The sequence below is a fragment of the Geobacillus sp. C56-T3 genome, assembly GCF_000092445.1.
Lineage (GTDB): Bacteria > Bacillota > Bacilli > Bacillales > Anoxybacillaceae > Geobacillus > Geobacillus thermoleovorans.
In genome coordinates this window covers 3,582,106-3,607,170 of the sequence record NC_014206.1, presented here as the reverse complement: position 1 = coordinate 3,607,170, position 25,065 = coordinate 3,582,106, and the positions used below count along the sequence as shown (strand labels likewise).

Here is a 25,065-nt window from a genome sequence, read left to right as displayed (position 1 = left end):
ATGGGAGAAGCTGCACATCGCTATGATGAAACGCTGCCGTTGGAGTATCGGACGCAAGAGAGTCGGTTGAACATATTGGGCTTTTGGATTTTCCTCGGGGCGGAAGTCGCGTTGTTTGCGACGCTGTTTGCGACGTATCTCGTCTTGTTCCAACGGACCGGCTCGGGGCCGACGGCAGGGGAGCTGTTTGAGGTAAAAGACGTTCTGATTGAAACGCTGTTGCTTTTAACGAGCAGTTTTACGTGCGGGTTGGCCATTTTTGAAATGCGCCGCGGCCGCATAAGCGGGCTCATCGCTTGGTTGCTTGTGACGCTTTTGCTTGGCGCCGGGTTTATTACGTTTGAAATTCGCGAGTTCATCCATTACGTCCATGAAGGAGCGACGATGCAGACGAGCGCATTTTTATCAAGCTTTTTCGTGCTCGTCGGCACGCACGGCGCCCACGTCAGTTTAGGAATTGGCTGGATGATTTTGATCATCATCCAGCTCCTCCAGCGCGGCTTTACGCCGAAAACAGCGCGGAAAGTGTTTATTGTCAGCTTGTACTGGCACTTTTTGGACGTCGTTTGGATTTTCATCTTCACGCTCGTCTATTTGTTAGGGATGGTGATCTAACCATGGGCACGAACGGCCATCACGAATCATTTCCGTGGAAACATATCATTGGGTTTTTGTTGTCGCTCGTCTTGACGTTTGCCGCCCTTTGGGTGGCGCTCTCATCCGGACTGCCGCTCAAAGCGGTCATTGTCATCATCGTTGTGTTTGCGGTGATTCAAGCAAGCTTGCAGCTGTTTATGTTCATGCATGTCAACGAAAGCGACAGCGGCCGCATTCAAACATTCAACATGGCGTACAGCTTCTTTATCGCCATTGTCGTTGTCGCCGGTTCGATTTGGGTGATGCAGTTTGTGTTGTAAAGCGAGGCTGGCCGGGGTTCGGCCGGCTTTTTTCCGTCTCTGAAGGCCAGCGGCATTTCCGCCATCAAAAAGGCTTCTGAAAGCCCGCGGTTTCAATCGTGGGATGAAAGACGGCGTTGCTCGGTAATCCTTAATGGGATTGCTTAGAGCAACCATTTTTATCTTTAGACGTTGCAGTATAACCATTAAACTGATACAATTAATAATATGGAACAAGAATATCGAAGAACGAAAACAACTGTATCTTTAATTAACTATCATTTTGTTTTCTGTCCGCGTTATCGAAGAAAAGTGTTAGTAGGCAGAGTGGAAGAGCGATTCAAGCAGTTAGTAGAAGAAATTTGCCAAGAGAATGATTGGGTCATCCTTGCTATGGAAGTGATGCCTGATCATTGCCATTTGTTCTTGAATTGTCTCCCTTCTGATTCTCCATCAAATATTATGGCAAGAGTGAAAGGAGTGACTTCCAGACGATTAAGACAAGAATTTCAACACTTGTCTCATTTGCCTAGTCTTTGGACACGCTCTTTCTTCGTTAGTACAGCAGGGAATGTATCAAGTGAAACAATAAAACGCTATGTGGAATCTCAAAAGAAAAGGGGGTGAAGCCATGCCCACGATCACACTCAGGCTGGAGCTGCACAACCCAACGAAAGTCAAACAAGACATGTATGAACGGATGACAGAAGTGAATACCGCGTTTGCGAATTGGCTGTTGAATCATCCCGAGCTGAATCAAGCGACGAGCAAAATTTTTAAGGAGTTTTCGCTGCAGCGGTTTCCTTCCGCCGTCGTGAATCAAACGATTCGAGAAGTGAAGTCTCAAAAGAAAAACCAGAAAACAAAGAAGTTCCGAACATTATGGTGTTGCTTTAACAACCAAAACGTAAAGGTGGAAAAGAAAGGAGAGTTCTACACGGTTTCATTCCCCACACTGGAGAAACGAATTGGCGTACCGGTCGTCGCGCGTTCCTATCAGGAAACGTGGCTGAATCGGCTTATCAATGGAACCGCCAAACAAGGGGCCGCCAAGCTCTACAAAAAGAGAAAGAAATGGTATTTGGCGATCGCCATCACCTTTGAAGTGGAGCCGCGACACGAAACAAAGGTGATGGGCGTTGATTTGGGACTTCGCTATATCGCCGTTGCCAGCGTAGGCACGAAATCGTTGTTTTTCAAAGGGAACCAATGCGCCTTTATTCGCCGGCGGTATGCCGCCCTTCGGCGCACATTGCAAAGAAATAAGAAACTCCATGCAGTGCGAAAAATCGGAAACAAAGAGTCCCGCTGGATGAAGGAGATGAACCATAAAATCAGTCGTCAAATTGTCAACTTTGCGCTCGCCAACGGTGTTGGCGTGATTCGCATGGAAGAGTTGACGGGGATTCGGAAACGAGCCGCTTCGGTAAAAGAAGCAGGACGAAGCCTTCATTCTTGGGCCTTTCACCAACTGCAAACGATGATTGCCTACAAAGCCGAAAAGGCAGGCATTCGGGTGGAGTGGGTGAATCCGACCTATACGAGCCAAACGTGCAAGTGCGGTCATCGAGAGAAAGCGAACCGAAACGGCACCCGCTTCCGATGTCAAAAATGCGGATACACCCTCCACGCCGACTTGAATGGCGCGATCAACATCGCCAAAGCGATTTCGGGCCTTGCCCCCTAACCTAGCGCATTGGTCAAAGGTGCGCCGCCCATCGGGGTACATCTTAACCCGATGGGACGGGGTGATGGCACACCCCTGAAGCTTTTGCGTTGTCCGAACCAGAAATGGATGAGGACGCCAACGACCCAAGAATCCCACGGTTTTAGCCGTGTGGAGTGTCAAAATACTTTTGACAAAAACGCTTTCGTCCGCTCGTGCTGCGGGCGGTCGAACAAATCTTCCGGCTTGCCTTCTTCGATAATGTAGCCGCCGTCCATAAACAGGACGCGGTCGCCAACTTCGCGGGCAAAGCCCATTTCATGGGTGACGACAACCATCGTCATCCCTTCATTGGCCAGCTGCTTCATGACCGAGAGCACTTCCCCGACCATTTCCGGGTCGAGCGCTGATGTCGGCTCGTCAAACAGCATGATTTTTGGTTCCATGGCGAGCGCCCGGGCGATGGCAACGCGTTGCGCCTGTCCGCCGGAGAGGGAGTCCGGGTAGGCATGCGCTTTGTCTTTCAGCCCGACTTTGGCGAGCAGCTCCATCGCCTTCGCTTCCGCTTTTTCACGCGGCCATTTGCGCACTTTCATCGGTGCCAGCGTGATATTGTTCAGCACCGTCATATGCGGAAACAAGTTAAAGCGCTGGAACACCATGCCCACTTCTTCACGCACTTTGTTTAAGTTCGTGTCTTTCGCTTTTAAGTTGATGCCGTCAATGATAATTTCTCCTTCATCGAAATCTTCAAGCAAGTTTAAGCAGCGCAAAAACGTCGATTTCCCCGAGCCGGACGGCCCGATGACAACGACCACTTCCCCTTCGCGAATATGGACATTGATCCCTTTCAGCACTTCAAGCGATCCAAACGATTTTTTCAACTGGCGTACGTCGATCATTGGGTTGAATACTTCCTTTCAAGATAATGTGACAATTTGCTTAAGGAAAGCGTTAAGATTAAATAGATGAACGCGACTGTTAAATATGGCTCCCAGACGCGGTAATACTCACCAGCGGCCGCTTTGCCCCAATACATGATTTCCGGGGCGGCGATGACCATTCCAAGCGACGAGTCTTTGATCAAGACGATAAATTCGTTGGCAAACGGCGGAATCATCCGTTTCAGCGCCTGCGGCAAAATAATGTAGCGCATGGCCTGTGCGTGCGTCATGCCAAGCGAACGGGCTGCTTCCATTTGCCCTTTGTCGATGGACTGGATGCCGGCGCGGAAAATTTCTGCTACATACGCAGCTGAATTGAGCGAAAGGGAGACAGCTAGAGACACGATGCCATTTGGTTGGGCGAAAAAGAGCGGCATGACACCGAAATGGACGAGCAAAATTTGCACGACAAGCGGCGTGCCGCGAAAAAAGTTAATGTACCATGAGAAGGGCAACCGTACGAGGCGGTTGGTTGACATTTTGCCGAGACCGATAAACAAGCCGAGAATGAGGCCGAAAATGATGCCAGCCAAAGAAACACCAATTGTTGCCAGCAAACCTTGGAAAAAGTAAGGGGCGTATTCGACAATAATATCAAAACGAAAATCCATCGTTCTCACCTTTCTCTACGAAAAATGCGTAACTTGCGGGTAGTTACGCATTTTCTTTGTTCGCACGCTTATTATTGTTTTAATCGATCAAGCTTCGGTTCTTTTCCAAACCATTTTTTATAGATTTCGGTGTATTTGCCGCTGTTGATGACGTTTTTTAATGCTTCGTCCACTTTTGCTTTCAATTCGCTGTTTTTTGGGAAGATCATACCATAATATTCTGAAGCGAAGTTTTTCGGGTCCTCAATGACTTGCAGCTTTTTATTGGGATTGTTTTTTACATATTCGTTCGCCACTGCATTGTCGGTGATAACAGCATCGACGCCGCCGTTTAACAGCTCCATAATGGCAACGACTGTTGTTTCGAATTTTTTAATATGAGGGCCTTTCCCAAAAAGCTTTTCTGCTGCTTCTTGACCAGTTGTCGCATTTTGCACGCCGATCGTTTTCCCTTTTAAGTCAAGAGCGTTTTTCACCGGGCTGCCTTGTTTGACTAAGATGACTTGCGTTGCTTCAAAATATGGATCAGAAAAGTCATACGATTGCTTCCGTTCATCTGTAATCGTAATGCCGGAAATCCCCATGTCGACCTCTTTGCTTTGCAGCGAAGCGAACAGCGGATCCCAGCCGATGTTTCGCAATTCGTAGTCAAGACCGGCTTCTTTCATAATAGCATCGAGAAGATCGACGTCGAAGCCGACAATTTTTCCTTTATCCATATATTCGAACGGAGCAAACGCTGCGTCTGTCCCGACGACGATTTTTTTCTTTGCTTCCCCATCGCCGCCCGATGACGAGCTTGTTTCCGTTGACTTGCCGCCGCAGGCAGCGAGCGCCATCAGCAACGCGGCAACAACAGCCACGAATAAACCTTTCTTCATTTTAAGCATGTGAAAATCCCCCTTTGAAATCATGTCGATGAACGATTATCATACTATCAATATTTTTTTGGTTATGCAATAGGTTTTATAAAAATAATTGTTTGAACATTTTGGTATCCACTCCTTAATAGGAAAATATGTATTTTATCAATGGTTTTATCCTGATAAATAAAAACGGATTGAATTTTTATGAAATAATGTTCATGAAAGGGAGTTGCGGTTATGGATGATTCTGAATTTACTAAATATTATATCAGAAAGAGATAGTGTTGTACATCTTTTTTAAATTTCTTTTATTTTATCGGATTTGGAAAAAAATAAATACTATTGTATAAATATTATTTGTTCCATTATGATAAGAGTGTAGGTGACAAGACAACAAAGGAAGGGGAGCACGACATGGTCTTATTTTCAGTCATTGTCTACTTAGTTGGCATGCTGTGGATCGGCTATTGGGCGTATAAGCGGACGTCGAATTTGTCCGATTATATGCTTGGCGGCCGGACGCTCGGGCCGGCGGTGACCGCGCTTAGCGCCGGGGCTTCCGACATGAGCGGCTGGTTGCTAATGGGGCTGCCGGGGGCGATGTATATCGATGGAGTGAGCGCCGCATGGATCGTCATCGGCTTGACGCTTGGCGCTTATGCAAACTGGCTGTTCGTTGCGCCGCGCTTGCGCGTCTATACAGAAGTGGCGAACGATTCGATTACGATTCCAGAGTTTTTAGAAAACCGATTCGGTGATGCCACGAAATTGTTGCGCATGGCATCCGGCATTGTCATTATGGTCTTTTTCACGTTTTATGTATCGTCCGGCCTTGTTTCGGGCGGCGTGTTGTTTGAAAACTCATTTGATGTCAGCTATCATACGGGCTTGTGGATCGTCGGCGGCGTTGTCGTCGCTTACACGCTGTTTGGCGGCTTTTTGGCCGTCAGCTGGACGGACTTTGTGCAAGGGACGATTATGTTCATTGCGTTGATTCTGGTGCCGGTGGTGACGCTGTTCCATACAGGCGGGCCAGTAGATACGATTGAGACGATCCGCGACATCGATCCCAACTTGTTGAACTTATGGAAAGGAACGAGTGTTCTTGGCATCATTTCGTTATTTGCCTGGGGGCTCGGCTATTTTGGCCAGCCGCACATTATCGTCCGATTTATGGCGATCAAGTCGGTCAAAGAAATGAAAAGCGCCCGGCGCATCGGCATGGGTTGGATGATTTTCTCGGTTGTCGGAGCGATGTTGACGGGTCTTTTTGGAATCGCTTACTTTTCGCAGCGCGGCATGAAACTTGATGATCCTGAAACGGTATTTATTAAGCTCGGGCACATTTTGTTCCATCCAATTATTACCGGGTTTTTGCTGGCGGCGATTTTAGCCGCGATTATGAGCACCATTTCATCCCAGCTGCTCGTCACCTCGAGCTCGCTGACCGAAGACTTGTATAAAGTCGTGTTCCGCCGCGCGGCTTCGGATAAGGAGCTTGTCTTCGTCGGGCGTTTGTCGGTGCTCATTGTCGCCATTGTCGCAACGGCGCTGGCGTACACGAAAAACGACACGATTTTAAACTTGGTCGGCTATGCGTGGGCTGGATTTGGCGCATCGTTTGGCCCAGTTATTCTGTTGAGCTTATGCTGGCGGCGGATGACGAAATGGGGGGCGCTCGCCGGCATGGTCGCTGGGGCATTGACGGTCATTCTTTGGACGCAATCCGCCTACTTAAAAGGGCTGTTGTATGAAATGATCCCCGGTTTTGCCGCCAGCTTGGCAGCGATTGTGATCGTCAGCTTGCTGACGAAGGAGCCAGAAGGGAAAGTAGCTGAACAATTTGATCGATTCAAGCAGTTGCTGTCCTAAAAATAGGAAAAAGGGTGTCCCCTTGCGCAGGGGCACCCTTTTTGTCGTTTAGGACTATTTCACTTGATTCCAATCCGGGTACAAGTCGATGCGCCGGTCGCGCCATGTCGCGACCGATCCTTTTTCCCGCACTTTGCGAAGAAGCGATAAGTCGAGGTCAGCCGTAATGACCATGTCGTCGTTGATCTCGCCGGCCGCAAGCACGCCGCCGGGTGGGAACGGGATGTCGTTGGGCGTGATGACGGCCGCTTGGCCGAAATTGGCGCGCATAAAGTCGACCGTCGGAAGCGACCCGACCGTGCCGGTCGTGACGACATACACTTCGTTTTCGATGGCCCGCGCGTGGCAGCAATACCGTACGCGGTAAAACCCGTGCCGGTCATCGGTGCACGACGGACAGAAGATGACATCTGCCCCTTTGGCGCGCGCCATGCGAACGATTTCCGGAAACTCGATGTCATAGCACGTCAAAATGGCGATCGTCGCTTTGTCCGTTTCAAACACATGCACGCCGTCGCCTGGAGCGATATTCCACTCGTTCACTTCCGTCGGGGTGATGTGCAATTTCGCCTGCTGATGGATGTGCCCATCCGGCGTGAATAAATGAGCGACATTGTACAGCTTGCCGTTTTGGCGGATGACATGCGTGCCGCCGATCAAATACATGCCGGTGTCTTTAGCGAGCGACATAAACAGCTCGGTGTATTTTTCGGTATAATTCGGCAAGTCATCAATCGTCGCTTGCCGTCCGTCGTCAAGCGGAATCGAGAGCAGCTGGGTGGTGAAAAATTCCGGGAACAACACAAACTCAGCGTCAAACTCTTGCGCCGTTTTGACGTAATGCGTCACTTGCGCGGCAAATTCATCAAACGAACGGATGGTATGAAGATGATATTGGACAGCCGAGACGCGCAATGGCGGCACCTTCCTTTCTATTTCCATATGGCATCTATTTTAGCGCCATGCAAATCGTTTGGAGGCATTTGCTTTTTCGGTATGTGCAGGCCTCGCTCCCTTCCTAATTCCAAGGAGGGGAGTTGCGGAAAAAGACAAGGACGAGGCCTTGTCTATTGTTCGCCGTAGCGGCGGTACGCGCCGTGATGCGTCGGCCCGACGTATTCGTTGAGTGGGAACGAGTGGCGGATGGCGGCGGTGATGAACGCTTTGGCCGTCGCAATGGCGTCTTTCACCGGTCGGCCTTTCGCCAGTTCGGCGGCAATGGCGGCCGAGAACGTGCAGCCGGCGCCATGCGTATACGTCGTGTCAATCCGTTCCGACTCAAGCAGCTCAAACGTTTTACCGTCGTAAAGGACGTCGACCGCATAGTCGTGCGGAATTTTCCGCCCGCCTTTGACGATCACGTATTGGGCTCCAAGCTCATGAATGCGCCCGGCCGCTTCCTTCATGTCTTCAACCGTTTCAATGCGCGGCAGGCCGGAAAGCTGCGCTGCTTCGAACAAGTTTGGCGTCACGACCGTTGCTTTTGGTACGAGCGTTTCCCGATAGCATACCGTATTTTCCGGGTGGAGCGGCTCATCCGCCCCTTTGCACACCATAACCGGATCGACGACGGCATGTTTCAAACCATGCTTTTCAATCGTCCGCGCGGTCAGTTCAATGATGTCCGTCGTCGGCAGCATCCCCGTTTTGAAGGCGTCGACGCCAACGCCGACGATGATCGTCTCAAGCTGAGCTTCGATCGTCGCCAAGTCCACCGGAAACACTTGATGCGCCCAACGGTTGTGCGGATCCATGGCGACGATCGTCGTGATCGCCGTCATTCCGTATACGCCAAGCTCTTGGAACGTTTTCAAGTCCGCCTGCAGCCCGGCGCCGCCGCTGCTGTCTGACCCGGCGATCGTTAACGCTTTTGGCATCGTCATCGTCATCACTCCTTTGTTCTACAAGATTATATCATGAAGACGCCCTCAAGGACGAAATAGTTGTTCTACATCAACAGAAAAACCGTCAAGCGCGCGCGAACATGCCATGCCGGTTTCTTTCCAGACGCCGGCTTGTTCATATTGTCCGTCGTCATTGAGCGAGTAGATTTGCACAACAGAGTGCATAGGGTTCACGATCCAATATTCACCGACTCCGTATTGCATATACAAGTTCAATTTGAACACGAGATCATACGCCTGGTTGGAAGGACTTAAAATTTCAATGATCAACGTTGGGACGCCGACAAATTTGCTGTCCGTTAATCCGCTTCGATCGCAGATCACGGTTAAATCAGGAACGACGATTTTCTTGCCTTCGATCCGTTCGTTCTTTAGTTCGATGTCAAAAGGGGCATGAAACACTTCGCACGGCTTTTTTTCTAAAAAGTGGAACAGTTTGACGTACAATCGCCCCGATATGCGTTGGTGCTGGGTCGAAGGGGAGGGAGACATCAACACAGCGCCATCAATATATTCTAAAATACGATCGGTTGTTTCCCGCATGCGATAAAATTCTTCAAGCGATACCGCCTGTTTTCCCGGAACGTTCACGAAATCACCTTCTTTCCAGCTTTCTATTTTCATTATACACTGGCCGCTTTGCCGAACGAAAATGATTTGGCATAACGCAACGGGTGACATACTCCCGCCGCCTACGCTCACTTGTAGAAATGGCGGCTTTGTCGGTTTAGGACGATAAAAAAAAAGCCGCCCGCTATGAGCGGGCGATCATGGGAATGGACAATGATGAACAGGCGGCCGGCAGCGCGTGTTGCCGGCCGTGTCCATCACGGTTAGTTGGCGGCCAACGTTTTCCCGAGCGCTTCGCGGGCCGGGACGTAGCGGTAACCGAGGTCGCGGGCGACCGCTTCGTACGTGATTTCGCCGTTGGCGACGTTGACGCCAAGCTCAAGCGCCGGGTTGTCTGTAATGGCTTGGATGACGCCTTTGTTGGCGATTTGCAAGGCGTATGGCATCGTGACGTTCGTCAAGGCGATCGTCGAGGTGCGCGGGACGGCGCCAGGCATGTTGGCGACCGCATAATGGACGACGCCGTGTTTGACGTACGTCGGGTCGTCATGTGTCGTGACGTGGTCGCTCGTCTCGACGATGCCCCCTTGGTCGATGGCGACATCGACGATGACCGAACCCGGTTTCATCGCTTTCACCATGTCCTCGGTGACGAGCTTCGGCGCCCGCGCTCCCGGGATGAGGACGGCGCCGATGACAAGGTCGGCCTCAGCAACCGCTTCGGCGATGTTCATTGGGTTGGACATGAGCGTCGTAATTTGGTTGCCGAAAATGTCGTCAAGCTCGCGCAGGCGATCCGCGTTCAAGTCGATAATCGTGACATCTGCCCCGAGGCCGACCGCGACTTTCGCTGCGTTCGTGCCGACGACCCCACCGCCGATGATCGTCACTTTGCCGCGGGCGACGCCTGGGACGCCGCCAAGCAAGATGCCTTTGCCGCCGTACGGTTTTTCTAAAAATTGCGCTCCAATTTGCGCGGCCATCCGTCCGGCGACTTCGCTCATCGGTGTCAACAGCGGCAGCGTGCGGCCGACTTGCACCGTCTCATAGGCAATGGCGATGACGCCGCTTTCTTTTAAGGCGCGCGTCAACTCCGGGTCGGCGGCCAAATGCAAATAGGTGAACAAAATGAGACCTGGGCGGAAATAGCCGTATTCGCTTGGCAGCGGCTCTTTCACTTTCATCACCATATCGGCTTGCGCCCAAACATCTTCCGCCCGCTCGATGATTTGTGCTCCGGCACGGGCGTAATCGCTGTCGCTGAAACCGCTTCCAACCCCTGCCTCTTTCTCAATCAGAACCGTATGTCCAGCCTGAACGAATGACAAAACACCAGCCGGCGTAATGGCGACACGGTTTTCGTTATTTTTGATTTCCTTTGGCACTCCAATAATCATGGATATCGTTCCTCCTCGTCAGAAGTGGCCTTACTTATAGTATAAAAGAGACGGAACGGGCCGGGCATTGTTCAAAAAAGAGAAAGAAGCGCCCGGTTTTTGTGGATTTCCACAAATTCAACCGCGCGCTTCGTATTTCGCTAATTTAATATCAATGTATAATTTGATTTTTTGATTCATGTCATTGAGATCAAGCTCGGCAATGTCGGCAATCCGCTTGAGCCGATAAGCAAGCGTGTTCGGGTGAACGTTGAGGACGTCGGCGGTTTCTTGCGCGTTTTCGTTATGGTCAAAAAACGTTTCAAACGTTTTGACCAAGTCGCTGTGGTGTTTCTGGTCGTACGATTGCAGCTTCGTTAACGCTGGGTTGGTCCATTCTCCTTGCCGCTTTTGTTCAAGCAAAAAATCAAAAAATTGGTAAATGCCAAGCTGGGCATAGCCGTAAACCGACTTGATTTCATCGCCGAGCTTTTCTTTCAGCGCCAGGACGGCGAGCGCTTCGCGGTAGCTTTTTTCAATGAGGCGATAGGCGCCGTACACGCCGCCAAACCCGCACTGCACATCGTGGATGTGAAATCGTTCTTTCATTTTGGCGGCGAACGACTCGATGAATGCATTCAGCTCTTTGAGCGGCTGGTCGGTTTTGGGCGCCGCCAGCAAAATCACATCGCGGCCGTCGGTCGTATAAAGAAGGAGCGGGAGTTGCTGGGTTGTTTGCAATAAGTAGGAAATTTGCCGCTCCATTTCGGCGGTCAAATCGGCGGCAAAGCGGAAGACGACAACGGCAAACTGCGGTGCGGTCGGGATTTGCATCGCGGCGAGATGAGCGCGGATGTCGTCTTCACGAGCGATGTGGCCGGTGAGCAGCTTCCAAAACAGCTCTTGCACCCGCTCTTCTTTTTTGTTTTTGCGCATATACAGTTGCAGCACTTTGTTTTTCGCCGCTTTCGCCGCCAGCTTCAGCCATTCCATCTCCTCGGGTGAAAGCGTCCGGTTTGTTTCGAGCACCCAGATGAAGCCGATCACCTCATCGTTTTTCCAGATCGAGACAGCGACGCGGCTGCCGAGGCCGACATCATGAATTGGCGGCACGCGCACCGGTTCGCGGCTTTTGAGCAGCGCCGGGATGGCGCCTTGTTTCCATAAGCTGTTGATCACTTTTTCCGGAACGCGCCGGCTGATGATCGTCGCCGTCCGCGCCGGGTCGGTGTAATCATCATGGGCGCTGTAGGCGATGAGCCGATGGTTCGCGTCTTCGATCGTCACCGGGCATTTCAGCACGTCGCTGACGCGGTCGGCAAACTCTTCAAGGCTGTCAAATTCGCCGCGGAACGGGTCGGTATCATAAGACATATTGACTCCCTCGCATCGTCCATATGATTTGTAGTTTCATTTTATCATAAATGTGAATCCACCACCGTTATTGTATGATGAAAGAAAGGAATGGCTGCGCTTTCTGTCCAAGGAAGGAAAGAAGGAATTCTCCCAAGAATGAAAAAATGGGACATTGCCGTCATTCCCAGCGACGGAATTGGCAAGAAAGCCGTTCCCGTGGCGAACACGAACGTCAACGGCAAATATCCGTCGATGTTTGAACCGGTGCACGGTTCGGCGCCGGATATTTACGGCAAAGGTATCGCCAATCTGATCGGGCAAATTTAGACGGCGAAGTTGATGTCTGACCATTTCGTTGAAGAAGAGCTCGGCGCCTTGTTGCTAAAAACGATTGGAGATGTTACCGCCGATGGCATCAAAACGCCGAATCTTGGCGGCACGGCTTGCGGTTTTCTTCCGTTTCGGTATACTGTTTTCAGATGAACTGCAAAAGAAAGGATGACACGCTTTGTTCAAAAAATGGTTTGGCAAGCAACAGCCGAAGGAAGAGACGATCACCGCGCCGCTTGACGGGACGATCATGCGGCTTGAAGACGTGCCGGATCCGGTGTTTGCGCAAAAAATGATGGGCGATGGCATCGCCATCGATCCGGCGGATGGGGATGTCGTCGCTCCGGTCGATGGTGAAATCATCCAGCTCTTTCCGACGAAACACGCCATCGGCTTGCGTTCGGAAGCGGGTGTGGAGCTGCTCATCCATGTCGGCATCGACACCGTGTCGATGAACGGGGAAGGATTCACCGCCTATGTCAAAGCCGGCGACCGAGTGAAACGGGGCGATCGGCTTCTTTCTGTCGACTTGCCGCTTGTGCGCGAGAAAGCGAAAAGCGCGGTGACGCCGATCATCATCACGAACGGCGACGCCCTCGAAAGCCTCGAGAGAGAGGCCGAGGCATCAGCCAAAAAAGGCGAGACGGTCTTATTTCATGTCAAAATGAAATAAGGGCGGCAGGGAAAGGAGTTCACCGCCCGGTTTTTTCCGCATCCGGACGACCGGGCGATCTTGTTCGGGACCCATGGACATCTTCATATGGATATCGAGAAATGGGAACTCTAACATATGCTTGTAGCTACAAGGCTGTCAAACGAGCGGTAATCGTTTGGCAGCTTTTTTGTCGTCTTGAGTGGAGAATCGCCTCTCCCAAGTGCAGGTGTAGGTGGGAAATCGTCCCATGCGACGGCTCGTTTTGTGAGAAAATGAGCAATATATAATGGAATTTGCGCCTTTCTCCTTCTATAATGAAATGTAGATGGTGTCTTGACACTAATAATGACAGGAGGATACACATGAACGAACCGACGATTTCCCAGCGCAAGTTGTTAGGCATTGCCAGTCTCGGTTGGCTGTTTGACGCGATGGATGTCAGCATGTTGTCGTTTTTGATGGCGGCCTTGCAAACAGACTGGAATTTGACGGCCAGCCAAGTCGGCTGGATCGGCAGCGTCAACTCGATCGGCATGGCGGTCGGAGCGCTCGTGTTCGGGCTGCTCGCCGACCGGATCGGCCGGAAAAATGTTTTCATTGTCACATTGTTATTATTCTCGATCGGCAGCGGGCTGTCGGCGCTGACAGCGACATTGGCGGCGTTTTTGGCGCTCCGCTTTTTGATCGGCATGGGGCTTGGCGGCGAGCTGCCGGTCGCGTCAACGCTCGTTTCGGAGGCGGTGCCGGCTGCCGACCGCGGCCGGGTTGTCGTGCTGCTTGAGAGCTTTTGGGCCGGCGGGTGGCTGATGGCGGCGCTCATTTCCTATTTTGTCATTCCCGCTTACGGCTGGCGGACGGCGTTATGGCTGGCGGCGATTCCAGCGCTGTATGCGATCTATTTGCGCCTCCGCCTCTGCTTTCAGTCTTCGATTCTCTTCCTCTAAACTGCACTCTTTTTTTCGAGGCCTTCCCTTGAATGGAGACTTGGATGTCCCGCGCCGTTCTTCGAGCCCTTTTCGACCATGTTCATGATAACGTTTTACCCAAAGTCTGATCGTTTTCGTGCAGGGAATCCCTAACTCTTGGCATATCCGCTTATATCCCCATCCTTCTTCGATGTACATCTGGACAGCCCTCCATTTAAACTCCACGGAATAAGTGGTCTTCCCTTTCGATGTTTGCTTGGTCTCGAACATAAACAAATCCCTCCAGTGTTTTTACTGACAGTATGGGCATTTTCCCAACTGTCTACACTAGAGGGATAATATCACAAGCGAGAAGGGCTCCTTTTTCATCTCGACAACTTCTCCAGCCTCGCGCACAACTCATGCTGCCACTCAACGTCGCCGGTCATGCTGGCCAGTAGCGACAGGTTTTTGAGTTTCGCGATCTCCATACTCTCTTGACATTGACAGAATCGTTTGGTGAAGATTTGGATGTTTTGAAGAAAAATAAACCCGCCTCGACATGGGCGGGTTTTTTCTGTCAATCCAAATACTTCTCGCATAACGATACGAACTTTCCATCTGACTTTAGCCCTTCCAAAATGCTTCTCAACATTGCACTTCTTTTGGGAAGCTGCTTCTCGAACTCTGCCACAAATGTGTCCTTGTCCCACTGTGATTTGCCAGCGTGATAAAACAGCTTTTCCAGGCGTTCCAACTCGTCGGCAGTAAAGCCAGTGGCTAAGGCCAGAATCGCAAAACTTTTGTGCTCCTTGTTCACCATATCTAAGAGTAACGTAATTGCGTCGGTGGCTAGACTCAATTTTGCTTCAAGATCCTTGATTCTTTCCTCGTTCATAGCACCCTCCTTGTACTATAGTAATACCCAGTCTACGAATTTTGAAATGACCCAACCAACCTGTCTCGCTGTACTCAGTGGTACTCCCAGATCATATAACGCCCCGCTAACTTGATCTTGAATGATTTGGATAGAAAGGTCTTTCCAAGAAGCTATGGTCCGCAAGGTATCAGCAATATTATCGGCATATTCCCTGATAGTATCTGCTACCTTTTTACTGCCGTAGTCCTCAACAAAGTCGAGCAATTTTTTAATGGCTTGCGATTCCAGCATGTCTGCTAACGTCAATACCGCTTTCTTGAGAGCCGCAGTTTTGATACCCTGTGTTTCTACCTTTGGCGACACTGTGTTGACCTTCGCCACAGAAGGGGTGAGTTGTGACACCGTGTTTGTCTCTGCGGCAAAAACAGAAGTAGGTACTGCTACTGCCAAAACAGACAGAGCTAAAACAGGAGATAAAATTCTTTTGAACAACTTCATAGACAGCTTCATAAATTCCCCCTCCCTTTTATCGGTTTATTTATTTCAATGAATACTATAAAAGGTTAAAAAAGTAAAAGTATGTCGCAATTTGTCGTTCACAAAAAGTTCATATAACCCATATTAGTACTCACATTTCGCACCCTAACAGGGTTGAAAGAAAGGATTTTTTATTTCGTTTTTTAGAATAACTTTCCGACCAACACAACGAGTGATGGAAATCCTTTTTTTACCACATCTGGTCGTTCCGTATCACGTTACACGTAAATGCTCTCATCCATGCTCAATCCCTGCAGAATCCTTCGCTGATCCGGGGTGAGGGAGCGATCCAGTGCGCGTTGGATGCGTCCATCCGGCAGCTGGAACAGGACGACGTTCACGTATGGAAACAGCTGAAAAATCGCCTGTCCCGTCGGACGGGTCAGCTTGCGGCCTCCAGGACCCTTCAACGGGTGTTCGGGAGTCATGAACGGACGCACCCGGCGCTGAAAGACGCGGTAAATGCCGGCCTCATACAGACGATCGAGATGACGGGTCAACGCATCGTCATTCAACTGGGAAGGATGGAGCCCGGAACGGATGAGTTTCTCCAGGTCGATCGTGTGCCCCCATTGTTCCAAGTGAACGAGGGCTTGCCGGCCGTCAAACACATTGTAGAGAATGGCTTGAACGGCATCGTTGACTCGAGTCTGGCACTGCGGATCGACGGGAACGAGATGGTCAATCGATTGGGGGAAACCCATTTATGATATTCAAATAAGAATTGCGATAGACCGATTCGACTTGCACATCCATGAGAGAAAAACTCCTTCACTTTCCTTGTGTGTTAAGGATTCATTCGACATCGGAACGAAAAGATCCTCCCGATTTTCGTCGGAAGGGTGCGAAATGTGAGGTCGAAATCAACATCATGAACGAGGGAACGAAGAAAGGATTTGATGCTTTGCCAAAAGGTTGTACTGGCGCCTATCATGAAAAGCATGGCAGCTGATTTTAGCCGAACTTTTTGTTCCAACCATGGAACGATGGCTGGATCGCGGATGTTGGTGTTTGATCCTGTTATTCAAGGCTTCGAGCTGATTTTTCGCAAAAATTATCAACCGTATAGTGCACAGGCCAATGATTTTCTTTTATAATGAATATGTCTTGACATTAATAATGACAGGAGGATACACATGAACGAACCGACGATTTCCCAGCGCAAGCTGTTAGGCATTGCCGGGCTCGGTTGGCTGTTTGACGCGATGGACGTCGGGATGCTGTCGTTTTTGATGGCCGCCTTGCAAAAAGATTGGAACTTGACCGCCGAACAAGTCGGTTGGATCGGCAGCGTCAACTCGATCGGCATGGCGGTCGGGGCGCTTTTGTTCGGGTTGCTGGCCGACCGGATCGGGCGGAAAAAGGTTTTCATTGTCACATTGTTATTATTCTCGATCGGCAGCGGGCTGTCGGCGCTGACGACGACGTTGGCGGCGTTTTTGGCGCTCCGCTTTTTGATCGGCATGGGGCTTGGCGGCGAGCTGCCGGTCGCGTCGACGCTCGTCTCGGAAGCGGTGCCGGCTAAAGACCGCGGCCGGGTCGTCGTGCTGCTTGAGAGCTTTTGGGCGGGCGGCTGGCTGTTGGCGGCGCTCATCTCGTATTTCGTCATACCAGCTTACGGATGGCGGACGGCGTTATGGCTGGCGGCGATTCCGGCGCTGTATGCGATCTATTTGCGCCTCCGTCTGCCTGATTCCCCGCGGTTTGCGGCCGCGCAAAAAGAGGAGACGGTGTGGAGCAATATCGTCAAAGTATGGTCCGCTCCCCATCGGAAAGAGACGGTCATGCTTTGGTTGCTTTGGTTTTGCGTCGTCTTTTCGTATTACGGCATGTTTTTATGGCTGCCGAGCGTCATGGTGATGAAAGGGTTTAGTTTAATTAAAAGCTTTGAATATGTGCTCATCATGACGCTGGCGCAATTGCCCGGCTATTTCAGCGCCGCATGGCTGATCGAGCGGGCGGGGCGGAAATTTGTCTTGGTCACGTACTTGCTTGGCACCGCATTGAGCGCTTACTTTTTCGGCACGGCCGAGTCGCTCGTCGGGCTGATGGCATCCGGCATTTTCTTGTCGTTTTTCAACCTCGGCGCTTGGGGAGCGCTGTATGCGTATACGCCGGAGCAGTATCCGACGTCGATTCGTGCGACCGGCGCCGGCATGGCGGCGGCGTTTGGCCGCATTGGCGGCATTTTTGGCCCACTGTTGGTCGGCTCGCTTGTCGCCCAAGGGGTGTCGGTGACGGCCATTTTCACGCTGTTTTGTCTATCGGTCCTTGTCGCCGTTTTGGCGGTCGCGGTGTTGGGCAGCGAGACGAAGCAGCAGGAGCTTGCATGAGTAAAATCGTTGTAAGGGACATTCTAAGGCAGATCTCTAATGAGAGTTGCGGACTTTGGTTCGTGGTGCTCGTTAGGGGAGGCAAGACGAAATTGACAAACAAACGGCAGGGGCGGTACCTTAAGGGTAAGCCCCTTTTTTGATTGGCCAAGCTTTTGGTGGGTGTGCGCATCGACGCCCGCGGACGCCAAGGGGAAAGCCAGTGCGAGAGGCGGTGAATCAATCTTGCGTCCGTCCGTGTCCGTGGTTATTCCGACGTACAATCGCCCGTATCCGCTTGCCGAGCTGCTCGAGTCGTTAAGCCGGCAGACGTACAAGCCGTTTGAGGTCATTATCGTCAATGACGGCGGCGTCCCGGTTCATGATGTCGTCGCCTTGTACCCGGAGCTTGACATCCGTCTCATCGACCGCCGCGACAACGAAGGACATGTCGCGGTCCGCAACGTAGGCGTCAAGGCGGCGCGTGGCGAACTCATCATGCTTTGCGACGACGATGACTTAGTGTTGCCGTGCCATCTCGAGCGGATGGCCGCGGCGCTCGAGCATGCGGACTTCGCCTATGCCGATGCGGAAATTGTCCAGTATCGGGTGGAAAACGATCAGCGCGTCCCATCCGCCCGTTTTTTATTTGCCTATGAGTATGATTTGGAAGCGATGCGGACGTTTTCGACGTACGTCCCGTCTGGAAGCGTGTATCGAAAATCGCTCCATGACGAGATCGGCTGCTTTGACCCGACTGTCCACCATTATTGGGATTGGGACTTCTTTTTGCGCGCCGCCTCTGTTTGTCGCGTCACGCGTGTCGCGGCGGCGACGGTCTTGTATGCGTTCAGCCCGGATGGCGACAACGTGTCGCGACATATGAGCGACAAGCGGCGGCATTACTTGCGGCGGCTTTGCGAGAAGCATGGGCTCGGCGACTTGCCGGTGAAAAACTTTTGGCTCTTGCTTGACGAGCCGGAAGTCGCGAAGCGCCGGGCGAAAAGCGAAGTCATTTGGAACGGTCAGCCGATCGTGTCGCGGTTTTGGATGCAAAAAAAGGCAGGATGGCGTTGACAAAAGGTTTTGGGGTTTGCTATGATAATGGACAAAATCATATATGGATCGCGATGACGGATCAATAGTAGTTAACCCTCTCTTCCCAAGCGAGCCGGGGACGGTGGAAGCCCGGCGAAGATGGTTAATGAAACGGCAGTCCGGAGCGGAAATGGCAAAAAGGGGATGCGTGATTTGCGCATCAACTAGGGTGGAACCGCGGGAGCTACGCTCTCGTCCCTAGGCGTCAGGCCTAGGGGCGAGGGCGTTTTTGATTGGTGGACATCACATTGAAGGAGGATGAACACGATGGCTGTCACAATGGAAGAAATCGTCGCACATGCCAAGCATCGCGGCTTCGTTTTTCCGGGGTCGGAAATTTACGGCGGGCTGGCGAACACGTGGGATTACGGCCCGCTTGGCGTTGAGCTGAAAAACAACATTAAACGGGCGTGGTGGAAAAAATTCGTCCAAGAGTCGCCGTACAACGTCGGGCTCGACGCCGCCATTTTAATGAACCCGAGAACGTGGGAAGCGTCCGGCCACTTAGGCAACTTCAACGATCCGATGGTCGACTGCAAACAGTGCAAAGCGCGTCATCGCGCCGATAAGTTGATTGAGAAGGCGCTCGAGGAAAAAGGGATCGAGATGATCGTCGACGGTTTGCCGCTTGCCAAAATGGATGAACTCATCAAGGAATACGACATCGCCTGCCCGGAATGCGGCAGCCGCGATTTCACGAACGTGCGCCAGTTCAACTTAATGTTCAAAACGTACCAAGGCGTCACCGAGTCGAGCGCCAACGAAATTTATTTGCGCCCAGAGACAGCGCAAGGCATTTTCGTCAACTTCAAAAACGTCCAGCGCACGATGCGGAAAAAGCTGCCGTTTGGCATCGCGCAAATCGGCAAAAGTTTTCGCAATGAAATTACGCCGGGCAACTTTACGTTCCGCACGCGCGAATTTGAACAGATGGAGCTCGAGTTTTTCTGCAAACCGGGCGAAGAGCTGCAATGGCTTGAGTATTGGAAGCAGTTTTGCAAGGAGTGGCTGCTGTCGCTTGGCATGAAGGAGGACAACATCCGCCTGCGCGACCATGCGAAGGAAGAATTGTCCCACTACAGCAACGCCACGACTGACATCGAGTACCATTTCCCGTTCGGCTGGGGCGAGCTGTGGGGCATCGCGTCGCGCACTGATTACGACTTAAAGCGGCATATGGAATACTCGGGCGAGGACTTCCATTATCTCGACCAAGAAACGAACGAACGCTACATCCCGTACTGCATTGAGCCGTCGCTTGGCGCCGACCGCGTCACGCTTGCGTTTATGATCGACGCCTATGACGAAGAAGAGCTGGAAGACGGCACGACCCGGACGGTGATGCATTTGCATCCGGCGCTTGCGCCGTACAAAGCGGCTGTCTTGCCGTTGTCGAAAAAGCTCGCTGACGGAGCGCGCCGCATTTATGAAGAGCTGGCGAAACATTTCATGGTCGACTATGACGAAACCGGCTCGATCGGCAAGCGGTATCGCCGCCAAGATGAAATCGGCACGCCGTTTTGCATCACGTACGATTTCGAGTCTGAACAAGACGGCCAAGTGACCGTGCGCGACCGCGACACGATGGAACAAGTGCGGCTGCCGATAGGGGAGCTTAAAGCCTTTTTAGAGGAAAAGATCGCGTTTTGATGAAGTGGACGCCGGGGCATTGACGACCTCCGGCGTTTTTTTAAGAACATGTATCTCACATTTCGCACCCTGAATAAAAATTCGAAATAAGCCCGATTTGACCGAAAAAAAATTAATTATTTTACAATTTTTTGTATAAAAAATTATCTTTATGCGAATATTCGGGTCGTTTTTTGTATATTATGCAAAGGTTGCGAAATATGAGATGTATGGAAACGGAATCGCTTTTTTAGGGAAAATTTCAAAAAAAGCTGAATGTTCGCTGTATATAATGGTAAAATAGGAGTGTAGACTAGTTCCTGCATCCTGCATGGGTCAAGGGGGTCAACCATGATGGAAGGAAAACCGATCTACTACGATGGAAGCGGCCATCTGCCTGGCAGTGATGAAAACGCCGTCAAAAGCGAACCGTTTACACTCACCGATGAGATACGAAAACAAATCAGCGGCAACCCGTTTGTCGTGGAACAAAGCGAGTAAAATTGCCTTGGAGAAAGGCAATTTTTTTTTGCGGTCAAATTGTTTGCCAAGCGTTTCGGACCTTTATATAATTATCTTTTGTTGGAGATATTTGAATTCAAAACAATTGTATGCCGCTTGGACAAAGCGCAAACACTAAGTGCTAAGATCATCACGAAAGGGAGTATGCATGATGACGAAAGTATTGTACATCACCGCCCATCCTCATGACGACACGCAGTCTTACAGCATGGGGGTCGGAAAGGCGTTCATTGAGACGTACAAACAAGTGCATCCGGACCATGAGGTGATCCATCTCGATTTATATAAAGAATACATTCCGGAAATCGACGTCGACGTGTTCAGCGGCTGGGGCAAACTTCGCTCCGGGAAATCGTTTGAAGAGCTGTCTGACGAAGAAAAAGCGAAAGTCGGGCGGATGAACGAGCTGTGCGAACAGTTTATTTCCGCCGACAAATACGTATTCGTCACGCCGATGTGGAACTTTTCGTTCCCGCCGGTGTTAAAGGCGTATATTGACGCCGTGGCGGTGGCCGGCAAGACGTTTAAATATACGGAACAAGGGCCGGTCGGATTGTTGACCGATAAAAAAGCGCTCCACATTCAAGCGCGCGGCGGTTTCTATTCCGAAGGCCCGGCGGCGGAGATGGAGATGGGGCATCGGTACTTAAGCGTCATTATGCAATTTTTCGGTGTTCCGTCGTTTGAAGGACTGTTTGTCGAAGGGCATGCGGCGATGCCGGAAAAGGCGGAAGAAATCAAAGCGAACGCCATCGCCCGGGCGAAAGACTTGGCGCACACGTTTTAACAGGAGGCCGAGTATTGCGCGGGAAATGGCCGCAAACTTGGCTTGGGAGCCTCTTCATTCGGAGAGGCTCTTTTTTTGTTGGACAACCAAACGGTCGTGACGTTCATATACGCTGGCGGGGGGCCGTATGGTATAGCCTGATCAATAAAGTCCCTATTTCTTCGTGAGAAATTTTCCTTGATAAATACATAAAACCCCAGCACCGAAGTACTGGGGCAAAAACCATGAATTCCCCGCTGACGGGGTGAAATGGCCTGCGACGCGGCAGGCAACTTATCATTAGGTTATGATTCTCTTGGCGATAATATGCAAAGAGAGGAACCATTTAGGCTCCTCTCCGTTGTAAAAACAAACGAATCCACGTTTTTTCACGTGTGAAATGGTCTGTGACGAGACAGACAACTTATTTTGTACTCTAAGTATAGAAAAAACCTAGGGAAATGTCAATACGTCATAAATACGTCGTCAATACATTGTAAATACGTTATAGGTCAAATACCCATTTTACACGGTTCATAATCTTATTTAAGTCATCCTCGTTTATATTGCCGATATGTTGCTTTAATCGTACTTTGTTTACGGTCGTTAATTCTTCTACCTTTACCGCGGAAGTCTGAGCTAAAAAAGGATAAACTTCCTTTCGAAGAAAGTAATGTGTCTTTAAACGAGGCACTACTTTGGTTTTCCCTTTCCGATCTGTAACGGTTTTGGTTTTTAATTTTGTAGATAAAGGAGCTACCTTAACGTTTCCGGATGTGCGGTTAATCCAGTCGTTGGAAAGAACAAGCACCGGCCGCTCTCCGTTTTGTTCTGTGCCGATATTTTCCCCGAGTTCACAAGTGAAAATAGCTCCTCGTATGATCGGGCGCTTCATCTGCGTTTGCTCATTCTCAATCCATTCGTTTGCTAAAGCAATCTTCTTTGGATGCCATTCATCTAGTTTTACCTTTTTGTCCACTTTTTTTAAACGTAATCGTTCGCGTTGAATAGCATCTGATTCCATTTTATTCCCCCCTTTCCCTTCGTTTTATACCGCCACGCTCATGATTGTATCACATCTTGTCCTTAAAGTTCGGCCACGCTGCAATATTTTTTTGCGCTATACATTCCCATTATTTTGTCGTTGCAGGATATCTCCCACCACCAATAGAATGGTATTTGTCGAAGGGCATGCGGCGATGCCGGAAAAGGCGGAAGAAATCAAAGCGAACGCCATCGCCCGGGCGAAAGACTTGGCGCACACGTTTTAACAGGAGGCCGAGTATTGCGCGGGAAATGGCCGCAAACTTGGTTTGGGAGCCTCTTCATTCGGAGAGGCTCTTTTTTTGTTGGACAACCAAACGGTCGTGACGTTCATATACGCTGGCGGGGGGCCGTATGGTATAATAAACCATATAGAACGAAGAGTGGAGGTTCCCCATTTGTGAATGAATACGGACGATATGGCCTAGTGCGCCTGCACAGCGCGGTGGCCGTGCTGGCGGCCGGAATGTTTGGCTTGCTTCTGTTTGCGGCCGGCCGGTTGCCTGTTTCGCTCGAATTCTATCATTCTATTCATCTTTCTTTAGGGCTCGCCGTGATGGTCGTTTGCTGGCTCGTCGCCGTGCAAGGGTGGGCCGTGTTTCCGCATACGTTGTCGCTGGAGCGGCTTATGATGGGAGCGCTGTTTTTCTCCTCAGGCTTGTTGTTTTCGTTGCACGTTGTCCTGTCTTTTGCGTCTGACGGCGCGGAGGCGCCGCTCTTTTCGCTCGCGGCCCGATTGACGCTCGCCTGGGGGCTTCTTTTTCTGTTTTCGCGCCGCGATGAGGTGATGGAGCGGAGGAGCGGGCAACGGTGGCAAGCGTTTTTCGCCGCTTTTGCCTATGCGGCGGTCGTTGGGCTATTCATCCATTGGGTAGCGCCGCTTTGGCCGGGAGACGGGACAAGCCGATGGCCGTTCTGGTGGAAGGCCGGCGAGGGAATGATCGGGTTGCTCGATGCGGGCGCCGCTTTGCTTGTATGGCGCCGTTGGCGGCAAGGGAGTTCCCGATCCTTCCTGTACTGGCTCCTGGCGTTATGGTTGTTTGCCCTCGGCCAATGGCTGCTCATGCTTGGCGGCGGGTACGGGCTATGGGGGCAGCTTTATGAAATGGCTGGATTTTTGTATGTCGTGCGCGCCATGTATGTGGAAACGGTGGAAAAGCCGTACGTGGAGCTGAAACAGCACGAACAGCAACTGGAAATGATGGCGAACGCCCTTGGCGAGGGATTGATGATGTTAAACCGAGACGGCCGGATTGTTTGGATGAACCCGGAAGCCGGCCGTTTGCTTGGCCTTGATCCGGAGAAAGCGAAAGGCAAGCCGCTGTTTTCGTTTGTCTCGCTCGCGGGGCCAGACGGCGACAAATGGGATTGGAAGCAGCTGCGCCGCGTCGTCAAACGGCTGAAAAGCGGCGAGGTGATTCGCGTCGAGGAGGAGCCGTTTCGCCGCCGCGACGGCGTCTGCCTGCCAGTCGGTTATACGCTGGCGCCGGTGTTGGAAAACGGTGCGCTGGCGGGGCTTGTCGCCGTCTTGCGCGACATGACGGAGAAAAAAGAGAAAGAGCGGCTTGAGCGTGAACGCGAACAACTCGACTTTGAACTGTCGCTTGCCGCAAATATGCAGCGGTCGCTTTTGCAGACATCTTCGAAAGTGAACTTGCCTTCGTACATCGACATCGGTGTCCTCAGCGTCCCTGCCCGAGTGTTGAGCGGCGATTTTTATCACTTTGCTGTCCATCAAACATCGGTGTCCGTCGGCATTGCTGATGTATCGGGAAAAGGCATTCCAGCGGCGATGCTCATGACGCTGATGAAATTTATTCTGGACCGGACCGTCCATTACGGAACGCAGCCGCACGTGTATCTTGACCTGCTGAACCGATTCGCCTGCGACTACACCGAGCCGTCGATGTTTGTCACGATGTTTGTCGGCAATTACAACGAAAAAACGCATACGTTCTCGTACGCGTGCGCTGGACACGAACCGGCGCTTTGGTATCGGGCGAAAACGAAGCAATGCGTGCCGCTAGGCGCCAAAGGCTGCGCGCTCGGCTTGTTTCCGCAATTTTCATTTGAGACCAAATCGGTTGTGCTCGAACCAGGCGATTTTGTGCTGCTGTACACCGACGGGGTGACGGAAAAGCGTACCGAAGAGGCGGACGATGACTTTTCCGTTCTCGCCGCGATGATCGCCCGCGTCAACCTTGATCAGCCGGCGCCGGAGATCGTGCGCGAGTTGTACGAGCATATTCAAGCGTATCATCAATACGAACAAAAAGATGACCAGACGTTGTTGCTGCTGCGCCGCCGCTAACATGGGGAGCCCGGC

Annotated in this window: 24 protein-coding genes and 4 pseudogenes; 15 read left to right on the top strand and 13 right to left on the bottom strand. The window is 51.3% G+C overall.

Annotated features, from left to right (window positions below; translation table 11 throughout):
* From qoxC to GC56T3_RS17855, 4 genes are all read left to right on the top strand, one after another.
* Window positions 1-615: a cytochrome aa3 quinol oxidase subunit III gene (gene qoxC / locus GC56T3_RS17865; RefSeq protein ID WP_013146683.1), complete on the top strand. Its 615-nt coding sequence runs from the start codon at window positions 1-3 to the stop codon at window positions 613-615.
* Between the two features lie 2 nt (window positions 616-617).
* Window positions 618-917 (top strand): cytochrome aa3 quinol oxidase subunit IV, encoded by a 300-nt coding sequence (gene qoxD / locus GC56T3_RS17860; protein ID WP_013146682.1) that lies wholly within the window; start codon window positions 618-620, stop codon window positions 915-917.
* 207 nt (window positions 918-1,124) lie between these two features.
* Window positions 1,125-1,523, top strand: a complete 399-nt coding sequence (tnpA, locus tag GC56T3_RS19090; RefSeq protein WP_013146681.1) for an IS200/IS605 family transposase — start codon at window positions 1,125-1,127, stop codon at window positions 1,521-1,523.
* Window positions 1,524-1,527: 4 nt separating this feature from the next.
* Window positions 1,528-2,583 (top strand): RNA-guided endonuclease TnpB family protein, encoded by a 1,056-nt coding sequence (locus GC56T3_RS17855; RefSeq protein ID WP_013146680.1) that lies wholly within the window; start codon window positions 1,528-1,530, stop codon window positions 2,581-2,583.
* Between the two features lie 158 nt (window positions 2,584-2,741).
* On the opposite strand, the gene GC56T3_RS17850 is transcribed toward GC56T3_RS17855, so the two are convergent.
* The 3 genes from GC56T3_RS17850 to GC56T3_RS17840 form a co-directional block, all read right to left on the bottom strand.
* Entirely contained in the window at window positions 2,742-3,464 is a 723-nt protein-coding gene (locus tag GC56T3_RS17850; RefSeq protein ID WP_013146679.1) for an amino acid ABC transporter ATP-binding protein, read from the bottom strand.
* The gene (locus tag GC56T3_RS17845; RefSeq protein WP_013146678.1) at window positions 3,461-4,117 is read right to left on the bottom strand and encodes an amino acid ABC transporter permease; all 657 of its coding nucleotides are present in this window, start codon (window positions 4,115-4,117) and stop codon (window positions 3,461-3,463) included. Before GC56T3_RS17845 ends, GC56T3_RS17850 begins: the two co-directional genes overlap by 4 nt.
* Window positions 4,118-4,188: 71 nt before the next feature.
* A complete protein-coding gene (locus GC56T3_RS17840) occupies window positions 4,189-5,007 on the bottom strand; it encodes a basic amino acid ABC transporter substrate-binding protein (RefSeq protein WP_013146677.1) in 819 nt (272 codons plus the stop codon).
* 390 nt (window positions 5,008-5,397) lie between these two features.
* Here GC56T3_RS17840 and putP point away from each other — a divergent pair, with 390 nt between their 5' ends.
* Entirely contained in the window at window positions 5,398-6,855 is a 1,458-nt protein-coding gene (gene putP / locus GC56T3_RS17835; RefSeq protein ID WP_013146676.1) for a sodium/proline symporter PutP, read from the top strand.
* 54 nt (window positions 6,856-6,909) lie between these two features.
* On the opposite strand, the gene GC56T3_RS17830 is transcribed toward putP, so the two are convergent.
* The 5 genes from GC56T3_RS17830 to GC56T3_RS17810 all read right to left on the bottom strand — a co-directional run bounded on the left by GC56T3_RS17830 (window position 6,910) and on the right by GC56T3_RS17810 (window position 12,079).
* Window positions 6,910-7,770 carry a carbon-nitrogen hydrolase family protein gene (locus GC56T3_RS17830; RefSeq protein ID WP_013146675.1) on the bottom strand — a complete coding sequence of 287 codons (861 nt, stop codon included), beginning with the start codon at window positions 7,768-7,770 and terminating at the stop codon, window positions 6,910-6,912.
* Between the two features lie 152 nt (window positions 7,771-7,922).
* Window positions 7,923-8,738, bottom strand: coding sequence for a pyridoxine/pyridoxal/pyridoxamine kinase (gene pdxK / locus GC56T3_RS17825; RefSeq protein ID WP_013146674.1), 816 nt, complete (start codon window positions 8,736-8,738; stop codon window positions 7,923-7,925).
* A 45-nt stretch (window positions 8,739-8,783) separates the two neighbouring features.
* Entirely contained in the window at window positions 8,784-9,383 is a 600-nt protein-coding gene (locus tag GC56T3_RS17820; protein ID WP_049775767.1) for a Uma2 family endonuclease, read from the bottom strand.
* 209 nt (window positions 9,384-9,592) lie between these two features.
* Window positions 9,593-10,726, bottom strand: a complete 1,134-nt coding sequence (gene ald, locus GC56T3_RS17815) for an alanine dehydrogenase (protein ID WP_013146672.1) — start codon at window positions 10,724-10,726, stop codon at window positions 9,593-9,595.
* A 117-nt stretch (window positions 10,727-10,843) separates the two neighbouring features.
* Window positions 10,844-12,079: a CdaR family transcriptional regulator gene (locus GC56T3_RS17810; protein ID WP_013146671.1), complete on the bottom strand. Its 1,236-nt coding sequence runs from the start codon at window positions 12,077-12,079 to the stop codon at window positions 10,844-10,846.
* 195 nt (window positions 12,080-12,274) lie between these two features.
* Between GC56T3_RS17810 and GC56T3_RS20100 the strand changes: the two are divergent.
* The 3 genes and pseudogenes from GC56T3_RS20100 to GC56T3_RS17795 all read left to right on the top strand — a co-directional run.
* Window positions 12,275-12,544: pseudogene (locus GC56T3_RS20100) on the top strand (isocitrate/isopropylmalate family dehydrogenase); the annotation flags it as partial.
* 25 nt (window positions 12,545-12,569) lie between these two features.
* Window positions 12,570-13,064: a PTS glucose transporter subunit IIA gene (locus GC56T3_RS17800; RefSeq protein WP_013146670.1), complete on the top strand. Its 495-nt coding sequence runs from the start codon at window positions 12,570-12,572 to the stop codon at window positions 13,062-13,064.
* Between the two features lie 344 nt (window positions 13,065-13,408).
* A pseudogene (locus GC56T3_RS17795) lies at window positions 13,409-13,960 on the top strand (MFS transporter); the annotation flags it as partial.
* Here GC56T3_RS17795 and GC56T3_RS20370 read toward each other — a convergent pair.
* From GC56T3_RS20370 to GC56T3_RS19080, 4 genes and pseudogenes are all read right to left on the bottom strand, one after another.
* Window positions 13,907-14,242, bottom strand: coding sequence for a transposase (locus GC56T3_RS20370; RefSeq protein WP_013146669.1), 336 nt, complete (start codon window positions 14,240-14,242; stop codon window positions 13,907-13,909). The pseudogene GC56T3_RS17795 and the gene GC56T3_RS20370 overlap by 54 nt on opposite strands.
* A gap of 289 nt (window positions 14,243-14,531) precedes the next feature.
* Window positions 14,532-14,849 carry a hypothetical protein gene (locus GC56T3_RS17785; protein ID WP_013146668.1) on the bottom strand — a complete coding sequence of 106 codons (318 nt, stop codon included), beginning with the start codon at window positions 14,847-14,849 and terminating at the stop codon, window positions 14,532-14,534.
* Between the two features lie 15 nt (window positions 14,850-14,864).
* Entirely contained in the window at window positions 14,865-15,341 is a 477-nt protein-coding gene (locus GC56T3_RS17780; protein WP_013146667.1) for a hypothetical protein, read from the bottom strand.
* 245 nt (window positions 15,342-15,586) lie between these two features.
* Window positions 15,587-16,124, bottom strand: a pseudogene (locus GC56T3_RS19080) (DUF4277 domain-containing protein).
* Between the two features lie 380 nt (window positions 16,125-16,504).
* Here GC56T3_RS19080 and GC56T3_RS17770 point away from each other — a divergent pair.
* From GC56T3_RS17770 to GC56T3_RS17755, 5 genes are all read left to right on the top strand, one after another.
* Window positions 16,505-17,701, top strand: coding sequence for an MFS transporter (locus GC56T3_RS17770; RefSeq protein WP_013146666.1), 1,197 nt, complete (start codon window positions 16,505-16,507; stop codon window positions 17,699-17,701).
* Window positions 17,702-17,926: 225 nt separating this feature from the next.
* Window positions 17,927-18,757 carry a glycosyltransferase family 2 protein gene (locus GC56T3_RS17765; RefSeq protein ID WP_013146664.1) on the top strand — a complete coding sequence of 277 codons (831 nt, stop codon included), beginning with the start codon at window positions 17,927-17,929 and terminating at the stop codon, window positions 18,755-18,757.
* 288 nt (window positions 18,758-19,045) lie between these two features.
* Window positions 19,046-20,428, top strand: coding sequence for a glycine--tRNA ligase (locus GC56T3_RS17760; RefSeq protein WP_013146663.1), 1,383 nt, complete (start codon window positions 19,046-19,048; stop codon window positions 20,426-20,428).
* Between the two features lie 330 nt (window positions 20,429-20,758).
* Complete coding sequence (locus GC56T3_RS19800; protein WP_013146662.1) at window positions 20,759-20,908, top strand: hypothetical protein; 150 nt, start codon at window positions 20,759-20,761, stop codon at window positions 20,906-20,908.
* Between the two features lie 172 nt (window positions 20,909-21,080).
* Window positions 21,081-21,716: an FMN-dependent NADH-azoreductase gene (locus GC56T3_RS17755; protein WP_013146661.1), complete on the top strand. Its 636-nt coding sequence runs from the start codon at window positions 21,081-21,083 to the stop codon at window positions 21,714-21,716.
* Between the two features lie 484 nt (window positions 21,717-22,200).
* On the opposite strand, the gene GC56T3_RS17750 is transcribed toward GC56T3_RS17755, so the two are convergent.
* Complete coding sequence (locus tag GC56T3_RS17750) at window positions 22,201-22,719, bottom strand: type II toxin-antitoxin system PemK/MazF family toxin (RefSeq protein WP_013146659.1); 519 nt, start codon at window positions 22,717-22,719, stop codon at window positions 22,201-22,203.
* A 151-nt stretch (window positions 22,720-22,870) separates the two neighbouring features.
* Here GC56T3_RS17750 and GC56T3_RS19070 point away from each other — a divergent pair.
* A pseudogene (locus tag GC56T3_RS19070) lies at window positions 22,871-22,966 on the top strand (FMN-dependent NADH-azoreductase); the annotation flags it as partial.
* 173 nt (window positions 22,967-23,139) lie between these two features.
* Window positions 23,140-25,050 carry a SpoIIE family protein phosphatase gene (locus GC56T3_RS17745; protein WP_013146658.1) on the top strand — a complete coding sequence of 637 codons (1,911 nt, stop codon included), beginning with the start codon at window positions 23,140-23,142 and terminating at the stop codon, window positions 25,048-25,050.
* Window positions 25,051-25,065 lie beyond the last annotated feature (15 nt).

Bases quoted from the DNA above. Each gene is read 5' to 3' on its own strand.
- GC56T3_RS17750 (WP_013146659.1), bottom strand. From the start codon at position 22,719: ATGGAATCAGATGCTATTCAACGCGAACGATTACGTTTAAAAAAAGTG.
- GC56T3_RS17850 (WP_013146679.1), bottom strand. From the start codon at position 3,464: ATGATCGACGTACGCCAGTTGAAAAAATCGTTTGGATCGCTTGAAGTG.
- qoxD (WP_013146682.1), top strand. From the start codon at position 618: ATGGGCACGAACGGCCATCACGAATCATTTCCGTGGAAACATATCATT.
- GC56T3_RS17785 (WP_013146668.1), bottom strand. From the start codon at position 14,849: ATGAACGAGGAAAGAATCAAGGATCTTGAAGCAAAATTGAGTCTAGCC.
- GC56T3_RS17760 (WP_013146663.1), top strand. From the start codon at position 19,046: ATGGCTGTCACAATGGAAGAAATCGTCGCACATGCCAAGCATCGCGGC.
- GC56T3_RS19800 (WP_013146662.1), top strand. From the start codon at position 20,759: ATGATGGAAGGAAAACCGATCTACTACGATGGAAGCGGCCATCTGCCT.
- GC56T3_RS17840 (WP_013146677.1), bottom strand. From the start codon at position 5,007: ATGCTTAAAATGAAGAAAGGTTTATTCGTGGCTGTTGTTGCCGCGTTG.
- ald (WP_013146672.1), bottom strand. From the start codon at position 10,726: ATGATTATTGGAGTGCCAAAGGAAATCAAAAATAACGAAAACCGTGTC.
- GC56T3_RS17855 (WP_013146680.1), top strand. From the start codon at position 1,528: ATGCCCACGATCACACTCAGGCTGGAGCTGCACAACCCAACGAAAGTC.
- GC56T3_RS17770 (WP_013146666.1), top strand. From the start codon at position 16,505: ATGAACGAACCGACGATTTCCCAGCGCAAGCTGTTAGGCATTGCCGGG.
- GC56T3_RS17755 (WP_013146661.1), top strand. From the start codon at position 21,081: ATGACGAAAGTATTGTACATCACCGCCCATCCTCATGACGACACGCAG.
- GC56T3_RS17810 (WP_013146671.1), bottom strand. From the start codon at position 12,079: ATGTCTTATGATACCGACCCGTTCCGCGGCGAATTTGACAGCCTTGAA.
- GC56T3_RS17845 (WP_013146678.1), bottom strand. From the start codon at position 4,117: ATGGATTTTCGTTTTGATATTATTGTCGAATACGCCCCTTACTTTTTC.
- pdxK (WP_013146674.1), bottom strand. From the start codon at position 8,738: ATGACGATGCCAAAAGCGTTAACGATCGCCGGGTCAGACAGCAGCGGC.
- GC56T3_RS17820 (WP_049775767.1), bottom strand. From the start codon at position 9,383: ATGAAAATAGAAAGCTGGAAAGAAGGTGATTTCGTGAACGTTCCGGGA.
- GC56T3_RS20370 (WP_013146669.1), bottom strand. From the start codon at position 14,242: ATGTTCGAGACCAAGCAAACATCGAAAGGGAAGACCACTTATTCCGTG.
- qoxC (WP_013146683.1), top strand. From the start codon at position 1: ATGGGAGAAGCTGCACATCGCTATGATGAAACGCTGCCGTTGGAGTAT.
- putP (WP_013146676.1), top strand. From the start codon at position 5,398: ATGGTCTTATTTTCAGTCATTGTCTACTTAGTTGGCATGCTGTGGATC.
- tnpA (WP_013146681.1), top strand. From the start codon at position 1,125: ATGGAACAAGAATATCGAAGAACGAAAACAACTGTATCTTTAATTAAC.
- GC56T3_RS17780 (WP_013146667.1), bottom strand. From the start codon at position 15,341: ATGAAGCTGTCTATGAAGTTGTTCAAAAGAATTTTATCTCCTGTTTTA.